Source organism: Enterococcus sp. AZ088, assembly GCF_051714845.1.
GTDB classification, from domain to species: domain Bacteria; phylum Bacillota; class Bacilli; order Lactobacillales; family Enterococcaceae; genus Enterococcus; species Enterococcus faecalis.
This window is the reverse complement of sequence record NZ_JBIOSQ010000001.1, coordinates 1,183,502-1,204,764: the sequence shown is the minus strand read 5'-3', so window position 1 is coordinate 1,204,764 and position 21,263 is coordinate 1,183,502. Positions and strand designations below refer to the sequence as shown.

Sequence of the window (21,263 nt, the reverse complement as noted above, 5' to 3'; positions counted from 1 at the left end):
TATAATAGAGGAGTTTGACATTCTTGTCAAAAGATTTATGACTTTTTTGTTATAAATAAAAAATGACTACTTTAAAATTTCCTTTATTTCTGCTTTTCGCTCAGGAATAAACCACATAACTAAAACAATCGTATCAATAATCAGAACAGCGATTGGCGCTACCAGTTTACCCACAATCAACGCAATAATATTCAACACAATCGAAAGCGTTAATTTTGGATAGTGGCCAAACAAACGTTGTACTTCGGATTTGGGCCCATTTGCCTGAATCAATGCCCGCACCACTAGATAATAAGCAACATCAGCTCCTAATACTACTAAGCCATACAAAGCTTGTGGCGGCCAAGAAAATGGATGTTCACCTACCCAACCAGTAACAAACGGGAAAAACGTCAACGTCAAAATTAAAAAATTATTCATCCAAAGGACACGTCCATCAATTTTACGGACACTTTGAAATAAATGATGATGATTGTTCCAATAAATCAATAAAGTAACAAAACTAATTAAATAAATAATGATTTTGTGTCCAGATTGAGTCAGAGCAGACCAATCTGCTTTTTCAGGAATTTTTAATTCTAAAATTAATAACGTTAAAATAATCGCAATGACTGCATCTGTAAATGCTTCTACACGTGTTTTCGGCATCATTTCCCCCTACTTTCATAAAATTAAATAACTTACCCAAAGTAAGTATAACGCATTTCTGTAAAAATTCAATTATTTATGAAGTCTCTCGTTTGTTGAAGTTCCTAAAAATGAGTGCAAGAGTCCTACTTAAAAGTAAGCCTCTTACACTCATTATAGAACAAATTAGTTATTGGAAGACCCCTGCCTGATAAGGTGCTAACTGCATCCGTTTCTTCACCGTAAAACCTTGATTCCCTAACAATTGTTGCCACTTTCTGCCCAGTAATTTATTCGGCAAGTCAAATTGGCACTTTTCTCCACTTAAATTGACAATCACTAACGCTGTTGCCTCAGTTGTTTTTCTTAAAAAAGCAAAAACAGACGGATGATTGGGCGCTAATAGTTCAAACTGTCCATCTGTAAAGACTGGATTTTCTTTCCGCAACGCAATTAACTTTTTATAATAATTCAACACGGATTGCGCATCCGTTTCTTGGTCAGCCACATTTATTTCTTTGAAATTGGGATGAATTGCTAACCACGGATGCCCCGAGGTGAATGAACTTGCCTCTTGATTCGTCCACTGCATAGGCGTACGCGAATGGTCCCGCGTCCAATGCGCCACTTCTTTTAATGCTTGTTTCGCATCGTAGCCATTTTCTATAAGCAAACGATAATGGTTATGGGAATCTTTAGCATCTAACTCGTCAATCTGTTGAAACGGATAATTAACCATGCCGATTTCCTGTCCTTGATAAATAAACGGCGTTCCTCGCAAGAGCAAGGCGATTGTTCCAATCGCCTTAGCAGAATGAGAGGTTTCATTGCCTAAAATTGAATTGATTCTGGGATTATCATGATTTTCTACATATAATGCATTCCAGCCTTCTGTCCCTAAATGCTTTTGCCAGCGAGCCATTACTTTTTTATAGCCTAAAATATTTAACCGTTCTTCTCCTGGCTTTCCTTCTCGAACATTGTGCTCCAATTCAAAAATCATATTCAGATAGCCCGCATCATTGGTCCATTCCACCGCTTTTTTACTTGAAACGCCACTAGCTTCCCCCACTGTCATGATGTCATACTCAGCAAAAATAGCTTTCAAATCTAGCATATAGTCTTCAATGCCTTTTACATTCATAAATGGAGCCCACGGATTCGTGGTAATTTTAAAATCCCAAGGTTCTTTTTGGATATGACTAATCGCATCCAATCGGAAACCATCAATTCCCAAATCTAACCACCAGCGAATCATCGCATAAATCTCTTCACGAACTTTAGGATTTTTCCAGTTCAAATCAGGTTGCTCTTTTGCAAACACATGAAAATATGCTTGCTTTGTACCCTCGTCATACGTCCAAGTCGAGCCACCAAAAAAGCTTTGCCATTCATTCGGCATACGATCTGGTGTCGCATCGGCCCATAAATAATACTCACGATACGGATTATCTAAACTTTTTTTTGCTTCAACAAACCACGGATGTTGATCACTTGTATGATTGACTACCAGATCAAGAATAATCTTCAAACCTAATTGATGCGCTTGATCCAAAAGTTCTTGAAAATCTTCCATCGTACCAAATTCTGGCTGAATCCCTTGATAATCCGCAATATCATAACCATTGTCAACGTTCGGCGAAGTGTAAATCGGATTTAACCATAAAAAATCGACCCCTAGTTCTTTTAAATACGGTAATTTCTCAATAATTCCCTGCAAATCACCAATGCCATCCCCGTTGCTATCTTTAAAACTCCGAGGATAAATTTGATAACCGACAGCATTTTTCCACCATTGTTCCATCTTATTGACTCACTTTCACAACAAATGCTTGCCAAGGCGCTAACGAATAGTCTGCTAAAGCAGTGACATCTGTCGGCATATTTTCAATCATTACTTGTTCTACATGAACGTCTGCAGAAAATGGCTGAACTTTGTCAGAAAAGTTCGTTACAACAAGCCAGCGTTCCTCACCATAGGTACGATAAAAACTGATCACTTCGTCCACTGTTTCCAGCAATTCAAAGTCGCCCCAAACAATTAAAGGATGTTCTTTTCTCAAACGAATCATTTCTTGGTACGTATAGAATAGTGAATTTTTATCTGCCAAAGCAGCAGCGACGTTAATCGTTTGATAATTGGGATTAACATCAATCCAAGGTGTACCAGTCGTAAAGCCAGCATTTTTTTCAGCGGTCCACTGCATAGGCCGGCGTGCATTGTCGCGACCTTTAGTATTAATTTTCAGCAAAATTTCTTCTTTAGAATATCCTTTTTCTAGATACTCATGGTACATGTTAATCGTTTCGATGTCCCGCGCTTCACGAATATCTGTAATCGGCGTATTGGTCATACCAATTTCTTCCCCTTGATAAATATAAGGTGTGCCTTTCATCATGTGCAGTAAAATAGCGAATAACTTACTACTTTCCAACCAATGTTCCTGGTCATTTCCCCAACGTGAAATCATTCTCGGTAAATCATGGTTATTCCAAAATAAAGAATTCCAGCCATCATTTCCTAATTCTGTTTGCCATTTTGCAAAAACCTGTTTCAACTTGGCAACTTCCATTGGCTGAAGGTCCCATTTTTCTTTACCTGGTTGTTGATCCAAGCTCATATGTTCAAACTGAAAAATCATGGATAATTCATGACGCTCTGGACTAGAGTACATTTTTGCAATTTCAGGTGTGGCCCCCCATGTTTCACCTACAGTTAACAGCTCTTTGCCACCAAATGTCGCGGCGTTCATTTCTTGTAAATAACGATGTAAATGAGGTCCATTCGCGGTGATCTCTTCTCCTGGAATTTTACCCACTAAGTCAATTACATCTAAACGGAAACCGCCAATTCCTTTATCAATCCAAAAATTCATCATCTCGTAAACCGACTGACGCATTTGTTGGTTTTCCCAATTTAAATCTGGTTGTTTTTTACTAAACAAATGCAAATAGTATTGCCCACTCGCTTCATCAAACGTCCACGCCGAACCCGAAAAGGCAGATTTCAATCGGTTAGGCACACCGCCATCTGAAGCAGGATCAGCCCATACATAATAGTCTCGGTAGGGGTTCTCCTTGCTTTTTTTCGCTTCAATAAACCAACGATGTTCATCTGACGTATGGTTAACAACTAAATCCATAATAATTTCAATCTTTCGCTTTTTCGCTTCCTCAATTAGACGATCCATATCCGCCATCGTCCCAAACTCTGTCATAATCGCTTCATAATCAGAAATGTCATAACCATTGTCATCATTGGGTGATTGATAAACTGGTGATAACCAAATAGCCCCAATGCCTAACGTTTCCAAATAATCCAATTTTTCAATAATTCCTGGTAAATCTCCAATGCCATCTCCATTGCTATCCTTAAAACTGCGAGGATAAATCTGATAAACCACGACTTCTTGCCACCAATGTTTTTCCATTCTTCTTCACATTCCTTTGCTTAATTATTATGCTTGATATAAAAGAAAACCTTTTGGTAAAACCATTATCTGTTCTGAAGCAATTTCGATAGAAGAACTTAGCAAAACTTCTCGATCAGTTCTATCAACAAATTGTGTCTCTTGGCCAGTATTAAAAATCCCATAGATCGTTTGTTCCTCCAAACGACAAGCGAGTCTAATCAACCCCGTTTCAAAAGAAGTTCCTGCCCAATCGATTGTTCCACCAGAAAAAACAGCCGCATACTTTTTGCGAAGGGCAATCAATGATTTTACAAATTCCTTCAAATCCAAATCTTGCTGATTTTCCTCCCAAACCATACAACGACGACAATCAGGATCCATATCACCTGTCATACCAATTTCATCACCATAGTAAAGACAAGGGACGCCTGGTTGAATATACGTAAACGCTAATACTTGGCGCATCAACTCTTTATCCTCTTTCGTTTCATGCAATAAGCGTGGTGTATCGTGGGAATCTAAAACATTAAACTGCATTTGATTCGTTTGTTGTCGATAGAGCATTAACTGGTTGTTCATTTCAGAAAGCATCTTTTCCAAGGACAGTTCTTGCTTAACAAAGTAGCCCATAATCGCATCTGTGTATGCATAATTCATCACTGCATGAAATTCGTCTCCTTGGAGCCAGCTTTGCGACGAGTGCCAAATTTCTCCTAAAATATAAAAATCTTTTTTTGCGTCATCACATGTTTGCCGGAATTTTTTCCAGAACGCATGATCCACTTCGTTTGCCACATCTAAACGCCAGGCGTCAATATCATATTCCTCAATCCAATAACGAGCAATTTCTAAAAGATAGGCTTGCACCTCTGGATTTGCTGTATTTAATTTAGGCATATGCGGAGTGAATGCAAAAGTATCATAGGTAATGTTGCTTGCTTCTTCAAAATCAGCACTTTCTTCATAGCTAGCTGGAAACTCATTTACGTGGAACCAATCGGCATAAATTGAGTCCTGGCTATTTTTTAACACATCTTGCCATTGAGGCGAAGTGTCCCCCATATGATTAAAAACGGCGTCCAACATAATCTTAATGCCCCGTCGATGACACTCTTCGACTAAACGCTTAAAGGTAGCGCCATCACCAAAAGCTGGGTCAATTTTTAAATAATCAATCGTATCATATTTGTGATTAGAAAACGCTTCAAAAATTGGGCAAAAATATAAGCCGTTAACACCTAAATCTTCAATGTAATCAAGATGATCTAGCACCCCTTGCAAATCCCCACCAAAAAAATCTTGTCGATCTGGTCTTTTAGATCCCCACGGCAACGTCCCTTCAGGATCATTGGCGGGATCACCATTTGCAAAACGCTCTGGAAATATTTGATACCAAACCGTTTCTTTGACCCATTCAGGTGCTTTAAAACGATCGACTTCATGAAAATACGGCATACGAAAATAATTATTCGCCATCTCTAAATACTTTTCTTCTAAAGGATAAATGCCGTGTTCGCCATAAAACGCCGTCAAACCATCCGTCCCTACTAAAGTAAAAGCATATGAAAGGCGTTTAAATTTTGCACTTAATGCAATAAACCAGTAATCATATAACTCCGTAGATACTAACTTCTCCATGGTTAACGACTGTTGGTACCACTTTTCTTTTCCTAAAAGATAAGGATCTCCTTGCACTAATTGGACAGAGGCAATGTCGCCTTTTGCCGTACGCAAACGAATATGCATGGTTTCTTCTGTATAAAGATAAGCAAATTCACTTTCTGGACGATGGTAGATTGCAGCAGTGTTCATTTAATTCTCTCCTTTAATTGTCGCTTTTCGTGTATTTTCTAATACTCGAACACATTTTAGCGCAAACGATTGCATTTGTATACCTTTTTTTATTTTTTTATTTAAAATGCTTAATTAGTGGTATACACCACTTTAAATAAACAGTATGTTATTTATAACAAAAAAACTTTTTTAACTTTCTCGATGAAAAACACTTGATTATTTCCGCAATCGGTTGCATAATAAGACTTGTAAAAAATAATTTTTGGAGGGTTCAAAAATGAAAGCGAATTGGAAAAAGATTTTAATGGGCGGTATCCTTTTAAGTGCTTCCGCGGTTTTACTTACTGCCTGTGGTGGCGCAGAAAAAACGAAAGCTGAAAATGAAAGCGGTTCAGCAAATAAAGCAGCTGGTGACGTAAAATTATGGGTTGATACTGAATATATGGGCGTCTTTAAAAAAGTTGTCGCCGATTTTGAAAAAGAAAACCCCGATATTAAAGTTAACTTAACTGCTGGAAATTCGGCAGATGCTAAAAAAGACATTGCAAAAGATCCTAAAGCTGCCGCAGATGTTTTCATGATGCCACATGATCAAATTGGTCAAATGGCAGAAGCTGGTCTGATTTACCCTAACACAAAATATGAAAAAGAAGTCAAAGAAAACAATATCGACTCGGCAGTCGCAGGAGTCACTTGGAAAGACAAAGTCTATGCCTACCCTTATGCCGTAGAGTCACAAGTTCTTTATTATAACAAAGATACGTATTCTCCAGAGGAAATCAAAACTTGGAAGTCTTTAACTGAAAAAGGCAAAATCGGTACCAATTTTGGCGAAGATGGCGCAAATTATATCTTCGGTCCTCTATTTATGAGTAACGGCGATTACTTATATGGTGAAAATGGCGAAGATCCGAAAGGTACCAACTTTAACAACCAACAAGGTATAGAAGTATTACAATGGATTGCCGATCAAAAAAATAATCCTGGTGTGATCCAATCAAATACAGAAGCATTGTCTAATCTAGGTTCTGGCAAAACGGATGCCTTCCTTTCTGGTCCTTGGTCTAAAAACGATGTAGAAAAAGCTCTTGGCGACAAAATGGGGGCCGCTGCCTACCCAACCATTGATTTTGGCAATGGAGAAAAACAAATGAAAGCTTTCTTGGGCGTTCGTAGTTTTGCTGTCAACCAACAAACACAAGCACCATTGGCCGCAATGACATTAGCAAACTATTTAACAAGTGAAAAAGCACAAATGACTTACTTCAAAGAAATCGGTTTTGTCCCTTCAAACAAAAAATTACAAACAAACGAAGAAATTACACAAGATACTGTTGCAAAAGCTATCTTAGAAATGGCGCAACCAACCCACTCTGTGGTAATGCCAAAAATCCCAGAAATCGTTTCATTCTGGCCTGCGATGGATGCAGTGATCAATGATACGTACAAAGGCAATATCAAACCTGCAGATTATCAAGCAAAATTAGATAAATTAGTCCAAGACACATCAAAAGAAGCAAAAGAATAAAAAGAGTAAAGAAATGGGACGAGCTTCAATCTGCTGTCCCATTTCCTCTATCTTTTTTATTTAAGTAGAAAGTGAGTGAACGAAGATGTTCAAGAAAAAGAAAGCCCAGACGTCATTTCGAGAGGTCTTTAAAAAAGGCGACTTCGCTACAAAACTATCTTTTTTAGTTATGGGTGCTGCAAACTTCGCCAACAAGCAGTGGTTAAAGGGAATCATCTTTTTAACAGCTGAAATTGGCTTTATCTATTGGTTAATCCGTAATGGTTTCCACGCATTAATGATGCTAGGAACACTAGGGACCCAACAGCAAGGATTAGTATATGATGATTCTTTAGGGATTGAAGTTCTAAAAGAAGGCGATAATTCAATGCTCTTATTATTATTCGGAATTGCAGCAATTTTAGTCTGTTTATCGCTAATCATTTTATATGTAATCAATTTAAAAAGCGCCCGTCACCTATATGAATTAAAGACAGCCGGCAAAAAAATTCCAACAACTATGGATGATTTACGTAGCTTGTTAAACGAACGTTTCCATGCAACTTTAATGACGATTCCCTTACTAGGCGTTCTTTTCTTTACCATCTTGCCGTTGTTATATATGATTTCCATTGCCTTTACCAACTACGACCATAACCATTTGCCACCGAAAAACCTTTTTACTTGGGTTGGATTGGCAAATCTAGGCAATGTAATCACAGGCGATATGGCTTCAACGTTCTTTCCAGTACTTGGCTGGACCTTGATTTGGGCTGTTTTCGCAACCGCAACTTGTTTCTTTTTTGGAATCATTTTAGCCTTGCTTATCAATACAAAAGGCTTAAAATATAAAGCGTTTTGGCGGACTATTTTTGTCATCACGATGGCCGTACCTCCGTTTGTTTCACTTTTAATTATGCGAAACCTCTTAAATGGTTCCGGACCTATCAATGCTCTGTTGTTAAACTGGGGCTTAATCGATTCTTCTATCCCCTTCTTAACAGATCCGAATTGGGCAAAATTAACCATTATTGTTGTCAATATGTGGATTGGTATTCCTGCTACGATGTTAATCTCTACAGGGATTATCCAAAATCTCCCTGAAGATCAAATTGAAGCTGCTAGAATTGACGGCGCCAATAAATGGCAAATTTTTAAAAGTATTACGTTTCCACAAATTCTATTTGTGATGACCCCGGCGCTGATTCAACAGTTTATTGGCAACATCAATAATTTCAATGTCATTTATCTATTAACAGGCGGTGGTCCAGCCAATTCTAACTTCTACGGTGCAGGCTCAACTGACCTTTTAGTTACCTGGCTATACAAATTGACTGTCGATACAATGGATTACAATTTAGCCTCTGTGATTGGTATTTTAATCTTCATTCTCTCCGCAGTCTTCAGTTTAATTGCCTATACACGGACGAATTCATTTAAGGAGGCGTAACTTATGGCTAAAGCAAAAAGTTACCAGAAAAAACAACGCACTGCACTTACCAGCGTTTACATCATTCTAACCATTTTAGCAGTTTTTTGGATGTTCCCCATTGTGTGGATTATCTTAACAAGTTTTCGTGGCGAAGGCGGTGCATTTGTTCCCTATATCATTCCCAAAACATTCACTTTAGAAAACTATAAAGTATTATTAACAAATCAGACTGGCAACTTCCCCTTTGTCCGTTGGTTTTTGAACACCTTGTTCGTCTCCATCGCAAGCTGTCTGTTATCAACTTTTATTACAATCGCAATGGCTTATGCGCTGTCACGGTTGCGTTTCCGCTTAAGAAAACCATTTTTAAAAGTGGCGCTCGTTTTAAATATGTTCCCTGGTTTTATGAGTATGATTGCCGTTTACTATATTTTAAAAGCCTTAAATTTAACTGAAAGTTTATTCGCTTTAATTCTGGTTTACTCTGCAGGCTCGGCGCTAGGTTTTTACATCGCCAAAGGGTTCTTCGATACCATTCCGATGGCTTTAGACGAATCGGCTATGATTGACGGTGCCAACAAGTGGCAAATTTTCACAAAAATTACGTTGCCATTGTCGAAACCAATTATTGTCTATACTTCTTTAACCGCCTTCATGGGCCCTTGGATGGATTTTATTTTCGCAAAAGTTATTATGGGTGATAAAGTTGAAAATTACACCGTTGCGATTGGTCTCTTTTCGATGATGACCAAATCAACAGCCAATTCACTATTCATGGCTTTTACAGCTGGATGTGTGCTAATTGCCATTCCAATTACTATTTTATTTATAGTAATGCAACGTTTCTATGTAGAAGGCGTGACTTCTGGCTCTGTCAAAGGCTAGAAAAAACATCGTTTGGTTTATAGCCAAACGATGTTTTTTATTTTTTGGCGTTGTTTTCCTTACACGTTTTTCTTCGTAGCGCTTGATAATTGGACAAAATTTTCATGACCGCCAAAAAGTGTTGATTGACTTCTTGATAATCCTCTAACGAAAGAACACTAAGTGTTTCAGATAGTTGCTGTTTTACTTGATTTTCTTTTTGCTTAAAGAGCTTCTCGCCTTCTTTTGTCGTATAAACATTAACCACGCGGCGATTTTCTTGATTATGGCGACGTTGAACAATCGCTCGTTCTTCTAACCCCGCAATAGAGCGACTCACTTGAACTTTCGACGTTCCTACTTGGTTGGCTAACTCTGTCATACTGATTCCTTCATTCGTTGCCACAATTAATAAAATTAACATGTCTAACTTTGTTAATTTTAGATCCTCCAAGTCTAGGTCTTTAAAAAGCAATTGGCTCATATATGAAAAAATTTCAGTAAAGACACTAATATCTAAATTTGATGAATGCTTCTCTTTATCCATATGTTCTCCCTCGTTTCCCACCTAGTGTATACTAAATTCACTTGATTATCAAATGGTAATGATTGATTTTTGTTAACTATTATGTTACGTTATACACTAACTTAAGGTTGTGTTGTTGATAAATTGGAAGAAGGATGCGAAAAATATGCTAGAACTCAAAGAGATAAAAAAATATTATACTGTCGGCGGAACGACCACTAAAGCTTTAGATGGCGTCTCTGTCGCTTTTCGAAAACAAGAATTTGTAGCCATTCTGGGTCCCAGCGGCTCTGGTAAAACGACGATGTTGAATGTGATTGGCGGATTGGACAATTACGATTCTGGTGACTTAATCATTAACGGCAAATCAACAAAAAATTTTAAAGAAGCCGATTGGGATGCTTATCGGAATAACTCAATTGGTTTTATTTTTCAAAGTTACAACTTAATTAGTCATCAAGGGATTTTGGATAATGTCGAGCTTGGTATGACACTGAGTGGTATTTCAAAAGCAGAAAGACGCCAAAAAGCCGAAGATGCACTCATCCGTGTCGGTTTGAAGGACCATATCCATAAAAAACCTTCCCAATTATCTGGCGGTCAAATGCAACGGGTTGCCATTGCTCGTGCTTTAGCTAATGATCCCGATATTTTACTTTGTGACGAACCAACTGGTGCATTGGATTCAGAAACCAGTCTGCAAATTATGGCACTTATCCAAGAACTTTCGAAAGAAAAATTAGTTATTATGGTGACCCACAACCCTGAATTAGCTCATGAATACGCTGATCGAATTATTGAATTTTCAGATGGCCAAATTCGTCATGACTCGCGTCCTCATATTGAACATGAAAAAAAAGAACCTTTCGAATTGAAACGCACCAAAATGAAATTCACGACTGCGCTGCGTTTGTCTTTTAATAATATCCGCACTAAAAAAGGGCGAACTTTTTTAACCGCCTTTGCTTCAAGTATCGGAATTATCAGTATCGCGATTGTCCTTTCTCTTTCAACAGGATTCCAGAAACAAATTGATAAAACTCAGTCGGAAACGTTAGCGCAATTTCCGATTACCATTTCTAAAATAGCGACCGATCAAGATCCAGAAAGTTTCAATAATCAGGACAAAAAAGGCACCTTCCCGAAAGAAAAAGAAGTGACTGCTAAAATTAGCGATGCGGACCGTGCGCAACACACGAATTTAATTGATCAAAAATTTATTGACTATGTCAATCACATTGATCCTGAATTAAGTAATAATATCGGCTATACTCGTCTAGTCAATATGAACTTATTAAGAGAAATCAACGGGAAAGCACAAGCTGTCAAATTTTCAAACGATGCACCCGACGGCCAATCAAACGCGATGGCTTCTATGATGGCTGCCCAAACTGGCGTCGGCGTTTCTGCTTTTCCTAAACAACTAGAAAATGGAAAAAACAATTTCTTAAAAGACAATTACTCGTTGCTTGAAGGAAATTATCCAGAAAAAGAAACCGATGTCGTTTTAATCGTTGATAGTAACAATACCACCAATATTAATGCTTTAAAAAATCTTGGCTTTGACGTGAAAGATAATCAAAAGATTGCCTTTTCAGACATTGTTGGCACAAAAATGAAATTAGCCAATAATAATGCATTTTACACCAAATTACCGACAGGCAACTTCATTCCTAACCAAGATTTGCAAGCTGTTTACGATAACCCAGAAAATACTGAATTAACAATTTCAGGGATTTTGCGAATTAAAGATTCTTCAACAATGAATCTTTTAGCACCTGGAATTGCTTATAGTGATGCACTCTCAACTAATATGATTGCCAAAAACAAAACCTCTGACATTGTTAAAGCGCAAGAAGCCAGCAATACTAACGTTATGACTAACGAAACATTAGATACTTCCGCGAAAGAAAACCTGTTGTCTTACTTAGGAGCGAACGAAATCCCTTCAAGTATTATGATTTATCCAAACGACTTCAAATCAAAAGATAAAATTCTTGATTATTTAGATGCTTATAACAAAGGAAAAGATAAAAAAGACCAAATCATCTATTCTGATTTAGCTGGAACAATGACCCGCTTAACAGGTGGTTTAATGGATGCCATCACCTATGTGCTGATTGCATTTGCTGGGATTTCCCTTGTTACAAGTATGATTATGATTGGGATTATCACCTATACTTCTGTCATTGAGCGGACCAAAGAAATCGGTATTCTGAAAGCGTTAGGAGCTCGTAAAAAAGATATTACCCGGGTGTTCGATGCCGAAACTGCTATTTTAGGTGTTGCCTCTGGCATTCTTGGTGTTGTGATTGCTTTTCTCGCAACATTTCCGATTAACGCAGTACTCTATAACCTGACTGATTTAGAAAATGTTGCCACCTTAAATCCAATTCACGGGATTATTTTGATTGTAATTAGCACAATCTTAACCATGATTGGTGGCCATATTCCTGCCCGAATGGCAGCGAAAAAAGATGCGGCAGTTGCTTTACGTGCAGAATAAATAACAAAAAAACAATCCTTTAATTTCTCTTAAAGGATTGTTTTTTATTTGTATTTCTTATAAAACCTCCGTATACTAAGTGATTGTGAATACTTAATAAAAGGAAACGAGGTAATTCCATGTTAAAAAAACCATTTTTACTATTTTTTTCACTTTTAGGAGCTATTTTTATTTTAGCTAGTTGTGGCATAGGAAAAGATGCTGTCACAGATACTAAGTACAAAGTTAGTTTGCAGCAAGCTGCTGAAATCTACGAAAAAGAAGCCGGCAACAGCAAACCATTAGTAAATGTCCAATTTGATACAAAACCAGAAAGTGACTACAGCTATATCTTTACCAACGATACAGAAACACTTTACGTGAATCCTGAAACAGGAAAAGTCACCAAAAATACTGAAGCAAATCAACTTGGCGAAAACGAGACAGCCTTTTCAGCTGCTGAAGTCAAAGAATTAGGCGCTGTTAACGACGTCTTAGCCAAAGCAAAAAAAGAAGTTGGAGGACTTTCTCCACGTATTTTGACTTGGAAGTTAACCAAAAATAACAACAAACTTGTTTATACAGTAGATGTTAAAACAACTACGGCAGATGAAAAAGTTACCTTAGATGCCAATAAATAAGTACAAGCGTATAACTTATCACGAAATAACCAAATCTTAAAATACTCTTCGGGACAGAACCTACGCTTTCGGAAATCTTAACATTTTCCGAAGCCAATCGTTCTGTCCCAATTTCATTCTTTTAAGTAATAATAATTGTTCGTTACCCCTGCTACCGTTATACTTAGTTTAAAAGAAAAGATGGGAGTATCAATTCATGGTTTATACAGTTGATTTTAAAGAAGTAGCCACTATTGGTTTAGAAAGTTCACCAGTGGCACCTGCCCTTGCTGGACTAAGAGCGAATGAAGCTCGCTATTTTTGGAATAAATACAAACATCGCTTTACGACCGTCCCTGCCTCTGAAGCTCCAGAAACATTGGCCTGGATTGAAAAAATTTTATTAGAACGAGAATTACATTTCCCTTACAAGCCACTTGAAATTTCTTCTTTCACTTTAGATGGCATAAAAATGGCCTATGTATTTTATGAAAACGGCTTAGCAGTTAACGTGATGTACACATTAGCTGAGGAAGGCAAACGCGCCGTTGGGTTTAAACTTTCAGATGGTATGGCAATCCCTGCAGAATTTGAAGGAAAATTCAAATTTGCTCGTCAAAAATCAAAATTAGCTGGAACCATTCGCGGCTCTTATTTTGTCATTAAAGGAACCTATTAAAAAAATGCTTTTGCCCTTATTATTAAAGGCAAAAGCATTTTTTTATTTCAATTCTTCAATATAGTTAAATACTTGTTGTCCAGCAATACCGCCTTCACCGACCGCTGTCGTGATTTGACGCAATGTTTTTTCACGGACATCACCAATGGCATAAACACCAGGAATTTTTGTTCTCATTTCTTGGTCTGTTTCAATCCAACCAGCCTCATTCGTAATACCAGATTTCTTAAATGGTTCTGTTAATGGATCTAGCCCCACGTAAATGAACACGCCGTTTGCTTCAATTTCAGAAACTTCATCTGTTTTGACATTCCGGGCTTTCACACCTGTCACGACCATTTCATTGCCAACAATTTCTTCGACAACTGTATCCCAAACAAAGGAAATCTTTTCATTTGCAAAGGCACGATCTTGAATGATTTTTTGCGCACGCAATTCATCACGACGGTGAACAATCACTACTTCAGAAGCAAATTGTGTTAAATAGATTGCTTCTTCAACTGCAGAATCGCCGCCACCAACAACTACTAAGCGTTTATTTTTAAAGAAGGCACCGTCACAAACGGCACAATAGGAAACACCACGGCCAGCAAATTCTTCTTCGCCTTTTACACCCAATTTTCGGTGTTCACAGCCTGTTGCAATAATTACCGCTTTAGCTTCATAAGATTTGTCATCACAAATCACTTCTTTATAGGATCCGTGGTCTTCGATGCCCATCACAATGCCATACGCATTTTCCGTACCAAATTTTTCTACATTTTCATACATTTTATAGGCCAATTCTGGACCCATAATAGAATCAAAGCCTGGGTAATTCTCTACCTCAGCAGTGTTGTTCATTTGCCCACCAGGCGCACCGCGTTCAATCATCAATACAGAAAGATTAGACCGTGATGCATAAAGTGCTGCCGTCATCCCAGCAGGACCGGCACCAATGATAATTACATCATACATTTTATTTCCCCCAAAATTTTAAGTAAGTTTACTTTACTCCTTAAACAATTTCTTGTCTACTTTTCTGCCCTTTTTTGACATTCGGAGTAGGTGTGTCTATTACGTAAGTTATTGTACCACGGTTTTGTGTTTTCTAGGAGGGGGAAGGAAGATTAATTTAGCTATTGTATTTAAACCAGAATTCTTCAATTTTTTCTTTGAATGCTATCGTTGGATAATTCCCTCTTAAATCAAAAGTGTGTCTATCACCATCACTAAATTTTATTTGATAATTATAAATAACCTCACTTTCCATTTGTCTGAAAAGTCCTACATCAATAAGGTAATTTTGCAAATAAGTTAGCCATTCCGCCTCCTTGTGCCCAATAATTCATCGTTCCAGCAACAGCCCCAACAGGTACGCTATTTTAAGATTTCATTCGTTTTCATTCCCTCTTTCCTTTTATCCTTCGTACCATTCCTTTTTTGAAAATCCATAATCAAGGCGAAATTCCTCTGAATATTTTTTTAACAACATTGACGAAATAAAATTTGGATAAAACATTCGGATAGGTAAAATAATTAATATCAAAAAACATAGAATCCCAACGATTAATTGCCCTAATGCAATTATTGCATTGATTGCATTAGATTCATTACTTTCTATCCAGAATTTATTCATTCTATAAAATTGCATAACTCCTATTATTACAATAATTCCATACGAAGTAGTCTTTTCGATGACTTTACCCACTTTAGGAACCTTTATATCTTTTACAAACAAAGACAGCTCTTGTTTTATTCTATATTTCATATAGTTATATATTATTAATAATATAAAATAACACCCTGCTATAGAAAATACAGTTTGTACTAACATCTGTAAATAAAACTCACTAGTCATTTTTCCAGAATAAGTTAATAACAACAACCAAATGCTACAACATACTATAAAAGAAGCAATACTAAAAACGATTGAACAGCATGAATAATATCTAATTAAATAACTTTTTGAGAAGCTTTTAAAATTTAATCTAAAAAAGTAGATTATAGTAATTAACACAATACTAGTTTCTATTAACGCAAACACAGGATTAAATAAATCTTTACTTAAAAAACTTGTAAACATTGCTATCTCTAGCAATATAACAATAATGAAAATACAGTATTTAACAACAATCAATCTGTTGCTAAATACTTGTTTTACATTAATCCCTTGTTTTGCTTTTTCGTAACTAATATTATTTATTTCATTTTCATATCTTTTAACAAAAAATTCATTCATTTTATTTCTCCAATAATTTTTATAATTTCAATCATTATTATAGTTTATATCTGGATTAAAGCTTTTACTACCACTTTCTGGTTGCACACCATGTCTGTAATTTTTGTCTGTTGTTCGAGCCGTTGGATTACCATAACTTTCATATTGCTTATCTAACCAGCTACGTTTTTCAGCATTAGAATTCCAACCAAAAGTTTCACTCCCTCCAGGTACTAATTTAGGTAAGTTATTAATTATTTTACATTTGCTATAGAAATAAACTGTATTGAGTGTCCCAGCCAAAGCTCCAACAGGTCCCCCATATTGTGCTCCTTCTAGTGGTCCTGCATTCCATAAAAATAAGTTTATTCCTCCATAAATAGCCTTACTTTCATCTCCGTAGGCCGGACTTTTGGGATTGGTGTATTCTTCATAGGCATAGGAAAGGAAGGTTAAACCATCTCCTATATATAATAGTCCTTCTTTCAGTACGGGATGTGCTTTTAAAAAATCAGAAACAGCTTTCAATTTTTTAAACTCAGCTAAACCTACTTTGGAACCTGCAATGATTCGTGAACCTAATGAGCTTTTTGACAAAACACCCGTCAAGTGGCCCATTGATGCTAAAACTTCCCAACCCTTTTCACTTAATTTAATTAATACCCCATATAACTGAGCTTGTTTATCTAGCGGCAACTTTTCTGCTAAAATAGCCAGCTCAGAGCTTCTTAAAACTTTCAGCGCTTTTTCTTTAGGCCAATCATTCACATTTTCTTGAAAAATAAATATTTCTAATGCTGCCATTTTCAGTTTCTCTGGTACTTTATCTGAATCCAAGTCAGTAATAATATAGTTAAACAATCGTTTATCTTTTTTGACTTTTTCGATAGCCGCCGCTGGATTCTTCTTAAATAAGTCATTAATCATTTTTGCCATATTTTGTTGATTTTTCTTTGCTTCTTCTAAGCTTTCAATCCCTTGAATTTTTGTAAACCATTCTTTACTCGTTCCTTCTGGCAATGTATAACTACTTGTTTTTGTGTATCTACTTCTAAAAGGAGAAAAAATCTTCTCCTTTTAGAAAATCATTGCTATTTTTTATCTGTAAATAACTAAAAACCAAAAATCTCGCTTTCTTGATTTTCTTCATTTCTGGATTTATCTAAATCACTTTTCCATTCAAGGTAAACCTCTAAAAAGCGCGTTTCTTCTTCATCTGAAAATCCTTTAAAAATTACTTTATCAATATTTTCGTGATTAAAGAAAATAGTTGTTTCAGGATTTAAACCCGTTGGATATAGTACCGCCATATAATCTGCAAACGTATCTTTATTCGTCGCTTGATCTGTGTATACAACACCTCGACCTACTACTACTAATTTCTGTAGCCCTTCTTCTAACAATACAATACTTCCCAATGGCAATAGCTCTTTATTTTCAATCATTTCCGCACTCCTCTTTCTTCGTACCTTTAATATGTTTGTTAAAATACTTTTCTCCATACCACTCTAATTGCGTTTTACTTTCCCATTTTCGATATTCCTCTGGATATTTATATTTGTAGTAGCCGTGTAATAAGTAAGGAAAGAATAGATAAGCTTCTACCACAATAAACCCTACATCTATCGCTATCCACATACTTACTATTCCAATGGAACCCACAATATCTGTTCGTACCTCATTACCACTAGAAAAAATGAGTTTCCATAACATAACTATAATTACAACTATCCAGCCATATTTCATTATTAGCTTTAGTATCTTTTCCACTATTTCATCAATTTTTTCTTTCTTTGCTTCTGTTTCATATAGCATTTTTTCTACCGATTTCTTTTTACTTCTAAAGATGATATATCCTAATAATCCTAGCAACCCTGATATACCAATCATTCCTATTATTGTTAGCATTTTAAAAAACACTGTTGCGAACAAAAGATTCATTTCTATAAATAACCAAATTATATACAGATTTAGATTAAACTGACCTCGTATTCTTGAAAAGTAGTATTCACCTCGATCTCTAAAAACTATTACTAAAACGACCCATATAAAAAATAGAAAATAGAATAACCACATTGGTAAAAAATTAATCTCTGGTTTAGGAAATGAGTTCTCCCAAAATTTCCCTTCACTAGCTTCTGTAGAGACAAAAGCTAGCAAAAAATTAAGTCCTACTAAAAAGAAAAGTAAGAAAATCCCTATTATCCTAGCAAATATTTTTCTTCCACCTTCTGGATCAGGTAATCTATTCACATCTTTATTCATAAAAATAATAAAAGGATCATCTTCTAAATTTAAACTTTGTTCAAAAGTTGCATTGAATAATTTATTTTTCTTCATCCACTTCTTTCTCCGTACCTTTAATATGCTTATTAAAGTATTTTTCTCCATACCATTCCAATTGTGTTTTGCCTTCCCATTCTCGATACTCTTCTGGGTATTTATATTTGTAATAGCCGTGTAAAAGATATGGGAAGAATAGGTAGGCTTCTGCTGCTATAAATGCTATATTACATGCAAACCACATGCCTAAAACACTTATAAAACCAAATATATCTGATTTTATCCCATCGCCACTAGGAAAGAAAAATTTCCATACGATAACCACTATAACTATTACCCAACCGTATTTCATTACTAATTGAATAATTGTTTCTATAAAGTTATCTATTTTAGTTTTTTCATTTACTTTCATTTCAAGCATATTCTTATTTAGAAAATTTACCTTACTTCTGATAATTAGATATCCAATTATACATATTAATAATAAATAAATTCCCATTCCAATTAAACTTAGTGCCTTTAGAAAAAAAGTAATGAAGAATAAATTCGCTTCTAATAGAAACCATAATAAATAGTTATTACAGGTACCCATTGTAACAAAGATTTTTGTGCTAATATTTCTGTCATTCTTATGTCTTGTATATAACCATATACACAAGTATCCAGATAAAAATATCCAAAAAATAGCTTTTGGCAACAAATTTACTTCGGCTGCTGGAACAAAACTATCTTTATCCGGATGTTTCATTCCATAGTCAGTCGCTAATACAAATCCATATTGAACGGCTACCAAAATGATAGCTATGACTACTAATAAGAATTTTCTTTTTCCATTATATAACGATCTCTTTTCAGTATCCTTTATCATATACATAACTAGTTGATCATCTAATAAGTTTAAACTTTGTTCAAAGGTAGCATTGAATATTTTTTTCACACTCATCACCAACTAAAACTAATCTTAGGTATTTCAACCGAAGATAGTGCCTTTCCAATTGTTTTTCCTACTTCCTGAACGTCATCGTATACCTGTTTTACTGTGTTAAAACTCTGTTCTGCTGCTTTCCCCACTTTCTTAGATACACCATTTATAATTTTAGTTGATTTATCATATAGCTTGTAAGCCCCATCCTTAATATCATCATACGCATTCGGCCATATAAATTGTGCAACTTTATTTGCACCTCCGACTATTCCACCTAGTATAGCTCCAGGTGGTCCTGCCACAGCTCCTCCTATCGTCATCCCCTCCAACGGACCTACACTTTTCACTGTATCTATCGCTCCACCAATAACACCTTTGCCGATACTACCTGTTTTACCGTATTCATTAACAGTGCTAGACACAAATGTCACACCTAATTGTGCATATGTTGCCACTTGAGCAGCTGTTCCTAGCCCTTTAGCTACACCCCAACTTTTGGCACTTTGAACAAATTTAGAATGTTTCAGACTTTCACTTACGTAGGTTTTTATTGGATTTGTCATTTTACTAAACCATTGATATCCCTTACCTAGGGTATCTATTTTAGGAATCCATTTCCCATGTGCTACCGCTTGTCCAAATGATTCGTATTTTGCTAATCCATTAATCAATTTTATTTGGACTTTTGACGGTAATTTATCGGCAAGCATCCAAAATTCATCATTTTTCATCAGCTTATCTACTAATGCCTTGGGATACATAGCCAACAATTGTTCCATTCGTTTCATGTTATCCGTTTTACCACTGGTTAATGGGTTCATCAATTGTTTCACTTGTGTATATAATTCTAAAAAAGCATTACTATTATTTGTCGCTATTTGCTCCTTAGCTTTAGGTTTTATTTGATTAAACCAACTTTTATCCACACCACTCGGCAATGTATAACTACCATCCGCATGAATTGTTGTTCCATTCAACACCATTATGCCTTGCATAGCCAGTTTAAATTCAGCTAAACTTTCTTGAAACAGCCCACTTGTTTTGCCATTAAATTCTCTTAGCTTATTCAACTTTTTTTCAATCCGTTGAATATCCTTTTGACAGTCTTGCGCTCTCCTCGCGAAATCTCGCTGCATCCCTCTTATCATTTCTGATAGTAAGGGCTCTGGCAATGCATTGGCAATCATGTTGGCTGTACGTTCAGCGTTCTCCAAAGCTGTCTTTGAACTTTTACATAATGTTAATTGTTCATTTAAGTTGTCTTCTTCCAAATAACCTTCACTGGCAATAAAACTGTCGGCTGAAGAGAACGTATTCAAATCTCTTTGAACATTATCTACTGCACTCGAAACACGTTTGATTGTTGGAATCACTAACTCTGAAAATAACCCTTTCCCTGCGGTATACGCTGCTCCTGCTAGTGTCTGGCCATCGATCGCTGCGATTAATTGCTGACTACCAGAGTTTAGATTACTGACTGCTGTCCGAGCAATAGAAAGATTCGTTGCTAATGAACTTTTGATGGCATCGCTGTCACTACTTGAATAGATTAATCCCATGGCAATTCATTCCTTTCTTTTTGATATTCAAGACGTTCTTCGTTTAATTGTTCATTTTTTCTGACACATTGTTGATAAAATTCCTGATGAACTTGTTGAAAAGTAGAGGTTTGCTTTTGCTGCTTCTGAAGATAATCTTCTTGTAGCCATCTTGCTTCTTGATTACCATTCTTAGCTAATTCATGATTCAGATTTTCTAACTTACGTATATTTCGCGTTAAATCTCCTTCTAATGTGTCAAATAAGTTTTGAACTTGTCTCTTTACACTAGAAATTGAAGATATTTCTTGCTCTTTTTCAATAATTTTTTGATTGTATTCCGCTCGTAACTGCTCATTATTTTTCATTT

Annotated in this window: 19 protein-coding genes; 6 read left to right on the top strand and 13 right to left on the bottom strand. The window is 36.1% G+C overall.

Features of this window, described 5'->3' with window-relative positions; translation table 11 throughout:
* Positions 1-66: 66 nt before the first annotated feature.
* The 4 genes from IGL17_RS05990 to IGL17_RS05975 all read right to left on the bottom strand — a co-directional run bounded on the left by IGL17_RS05990 (position 67) and on the right by IGL17_RS05975 (position 5,852).
* Entirely contained in the window at positions 67-648 is a 582-nt protein-coding gene (locus IGL17_RS05990; protein WP_002407466.1) for a TMEM175 family protein, read from the bottom strand.
* Positions 649-817: 169 nt separating this feature from the next.
* The gene (locus IGL17_RS05985) at positions 818-2,431 is read right to left on the bottom strand and encodes a glycoside hydrolase family 13 protein (protein ID WP_016617923.1); all 1,614 of its coding nucleotides are present in this window, start codon (positions 2,429-2,431) and stop codon (positions 818-820) included.
* Position 2,432: 1 nt separating this feature from the next.
* A complete protein-coding gene (locus tag IGL17_RS05980) occupies positions 2,433-4,058 on the bottom strand; it encodes a glycoside hydrolase family 13 protein (RefSeq protein ID WP_002397241.1) in 1,626 nt (541 codons plus the stop codon).
* A 27-nt stretch (positions 4,059-4,085) separates the two neighbouring features.
* Positions 4,086-5,852 (bottom strand): glycoside hydrolase family 13 protein, encoded by a 1,767-nt coding sequence (locus tag IGL17_RS05975; RefSeq protein WP_016617922.1) that lies wholly within the window; start codon positions 5,850-5,852, stop codon positions 4,086-4,088.
* A 259-nt stretch (positions 5,853-6,111) separates the two neighbouring features.
* On the opposite strand from IGL17_RS05975, the gene IGL17_RS05970 reads away from it, so the two are divergent.
* The 3 genes from IGL17_RS05970 to IGL17_RS05960 all read left to right on the top strand — a co-directional run bounded on the left by IGL17_RS05970 (position 6,112) and on the right by IGL17_RS05960 (position 9,658).
* A complete protein-coding gene (locus IGL17_RS05970; RefSeq protein WP_002382263.1) occupies positions 6,112-7,362 on the top strand; it encodes an extracellular solute-binding protein in 1,251 nt (416 codons plus the stop codon).
* An 85-nt stretch (positions 7,363-7,447) separates the two neighbouring features.
* Complete coding sequence (locus IGL17_RS05965; RefSeq protein WP_002357775.1) at positions 7,448-8,791, top strand: carbohydrate ABC transporter permease; 1,344 nt, start codon at positions 7,448-7,450, stop codon at positions 8,789-8,791.
* 3 nt (positions 8,792-8,794) lie between these two features.
* Positions 8,795-9,658: a sugar ABC transporter permease gene (locus tag IGL17_RS05960; RefSeq protein ID WP_002369496.1), complete on the top strand. Its 864-nt coding sequence runs from the start codon at positions 8,795-8,797 to the stop codon at positions 9,656-9,658.
* A 37-nt stretch (positions 9,659-9,695) separates the two neighbouring features.
* On the opposite strand, the gene IGL17_RS05955 is transcribed toward IGL17_RS05960, so the two are convergent.
* On the bottom strand, positions 9,696-10,205 hold the full coding sequence (locus tag IGL17_RS05955) for a MarR family winged helix-turn-helix transcriptional regulator (RefSeq protein ID WP_002365578.1): 510 nt from the start codon (positions 10,203-10,205) through the stop codon (positions 9,696-9,698).
* A 124-nt stretch (positions 10,206-10,329) separates the two neighbouring features.
* Between IGL17_RS05955 and IGL17_RS05950 the strand changes: the two genes are divergently transcribed.
* From IGL17_RS05950 to IGL17_RS05940, 3 genes are all read left to right on the top strand, one after another.
* Positions 10,330-12,669 carry an ABC transporter ATP-binding protein/permease gene (locus IGL17_RS05950; protein ID WP_025193347.1) on the top strand — a complete coding sequence of 780 codons (2,340 nt, stop codon included), beginning with the start codon at positions 10,330-10,332 and terminating at the stop codon, positions 12,667-12,669.
* Positions 12,670-12,788: 119 nt separating this feature from the next.
* A complete protein-coding gene (gene camE, locus IGL17_RS05945; RefSeq protein ID WP_002395110.1) occupies positions 12,789-13,289 on the top strand; it encodes a plasmid sex pheromone cAM373 precursor in 501 nt (166 codons plus the stop codon).
* 196 nt (positions 13,290-13,485) lie between these two features.
* Positions 13,486-13,947, top strand: coding sequence for a hypothetical protein (locus tag IGL17_RS05940; protein ID WP_002355960.1), 462 nt, complete (start codon positions 13,486-13,488; stop codon positions 13,945-13,947).
* 42 nt (positions 13,948-13,989) lie between these two features.
* Here IGL17_RS05940 and trxB read toward each other — a convergent pair whose 3' ends face one another.
* The 8 genes from trxB to IGL17_RS05900 all read right to left on the bottom strand — a co-directional run bounded on the left by trxB (position 13,990) and on the right by IGL17_RS05900 (position 21,261).
* Positions 13,990-14,904 (bottom strand): thioredoxin-disulfide reductase, encoded by a 915-nt coding sequence (trxB, locus tag IGL17_RS05935; protein WP_033625420.1) that lies wholly within the window; start codon positions 14,902-14,904, stop codon positions 13,990-13,992.
* Positions 14,905-15,346: 442 nt separating this feature from the next.
* Complete coding sequence (locus IGL17_RS05930; RefSeq protein ID WP_016617918.1) at positions 15,347-16,168, bottom strand: hypothetical protein; 822 nt, start codon at positions 16,166-16,168, stop codon at positions 15,347-15,349.
* 27 nt (positions 16,169-16,195) lie between these two features.
* Positions 16,196-17,167 carry a hypothetical protein gene (locus IGL17_RS05925; RefSeq protein WP_016617917.1) on the bottom strand — a complete coding sequence of 324 codons (972 nt, stop codon included), beginning with the start codon at positions 17,165-17,167 and terminating at the stop codon, positions 16,196-16,198.
* Between the two features lie 92 nt (positions 17,168-17,259).
* Positions 17,260-17,592 (bottom strand): DUF4176 domain-containing protein, encoded by a 333-nt coding sequence (locus IGL17_RS05920; RefSeq protein ID WP_016617916.1) that lies wholly within the window; start codon positions 17,590-17,592, stop codon positions 17,260-17,262.
* Positions 17,585-18,487, bottom strand: coding sequence for a hypothetical protein (locus IGL17_RS05915; protein ID WP_016617915.1), 903 nt, complete (start codon positions 18,485-18,487; stop codon positions 17,585-17,587). Before IGL17_RS05915 ends, IGL17_RS05920 begins: the two co-directional genes overlap by 8 nt.
* Complete coding sequence (locus IGL17_RS05910) at positions 18,474-19,373, bottom strand: hypothetical protein (RefSeq protein ID WP_016617255.1); 900 nt, start codon at positions 19,371-19,373, stop codon at positions 18,474-18,476. Before IGL17_RS05910 ends, IGL17_RS05915 begins: the two co-directional genes overlap by 14 nt.
* A complete protein-coding gene (locus IGL17_RS05905) occupies positions 19,373-20,914 on the bottom strand; it encodes a hypothetical protein (RefSeq protein ID WP_016617914.1) in 1,542 nt (513 codons plus the stop codon). The genes IGL17_RS05910 and IGL17_RS05905 overlap by 1 nt, the downstream gene beginning before the upstream one ends.
* Positions 20,905-21,261, bottom strand: coding sequence for a hypothetical protein (locus tag IGL17_RS05900; protein ID WP_002394401.1), 357 nt, complete (start codon positions 21,259-21,261; stop codon positions 20,905-20,907). The genes IGL17_RS05905 and IGL17_RS05900 overlap by 10 nt, the downstream gene beginning before the upstream one ends.
* Positions 21,262-21,263: the final 2 nt, after the last annotated feature.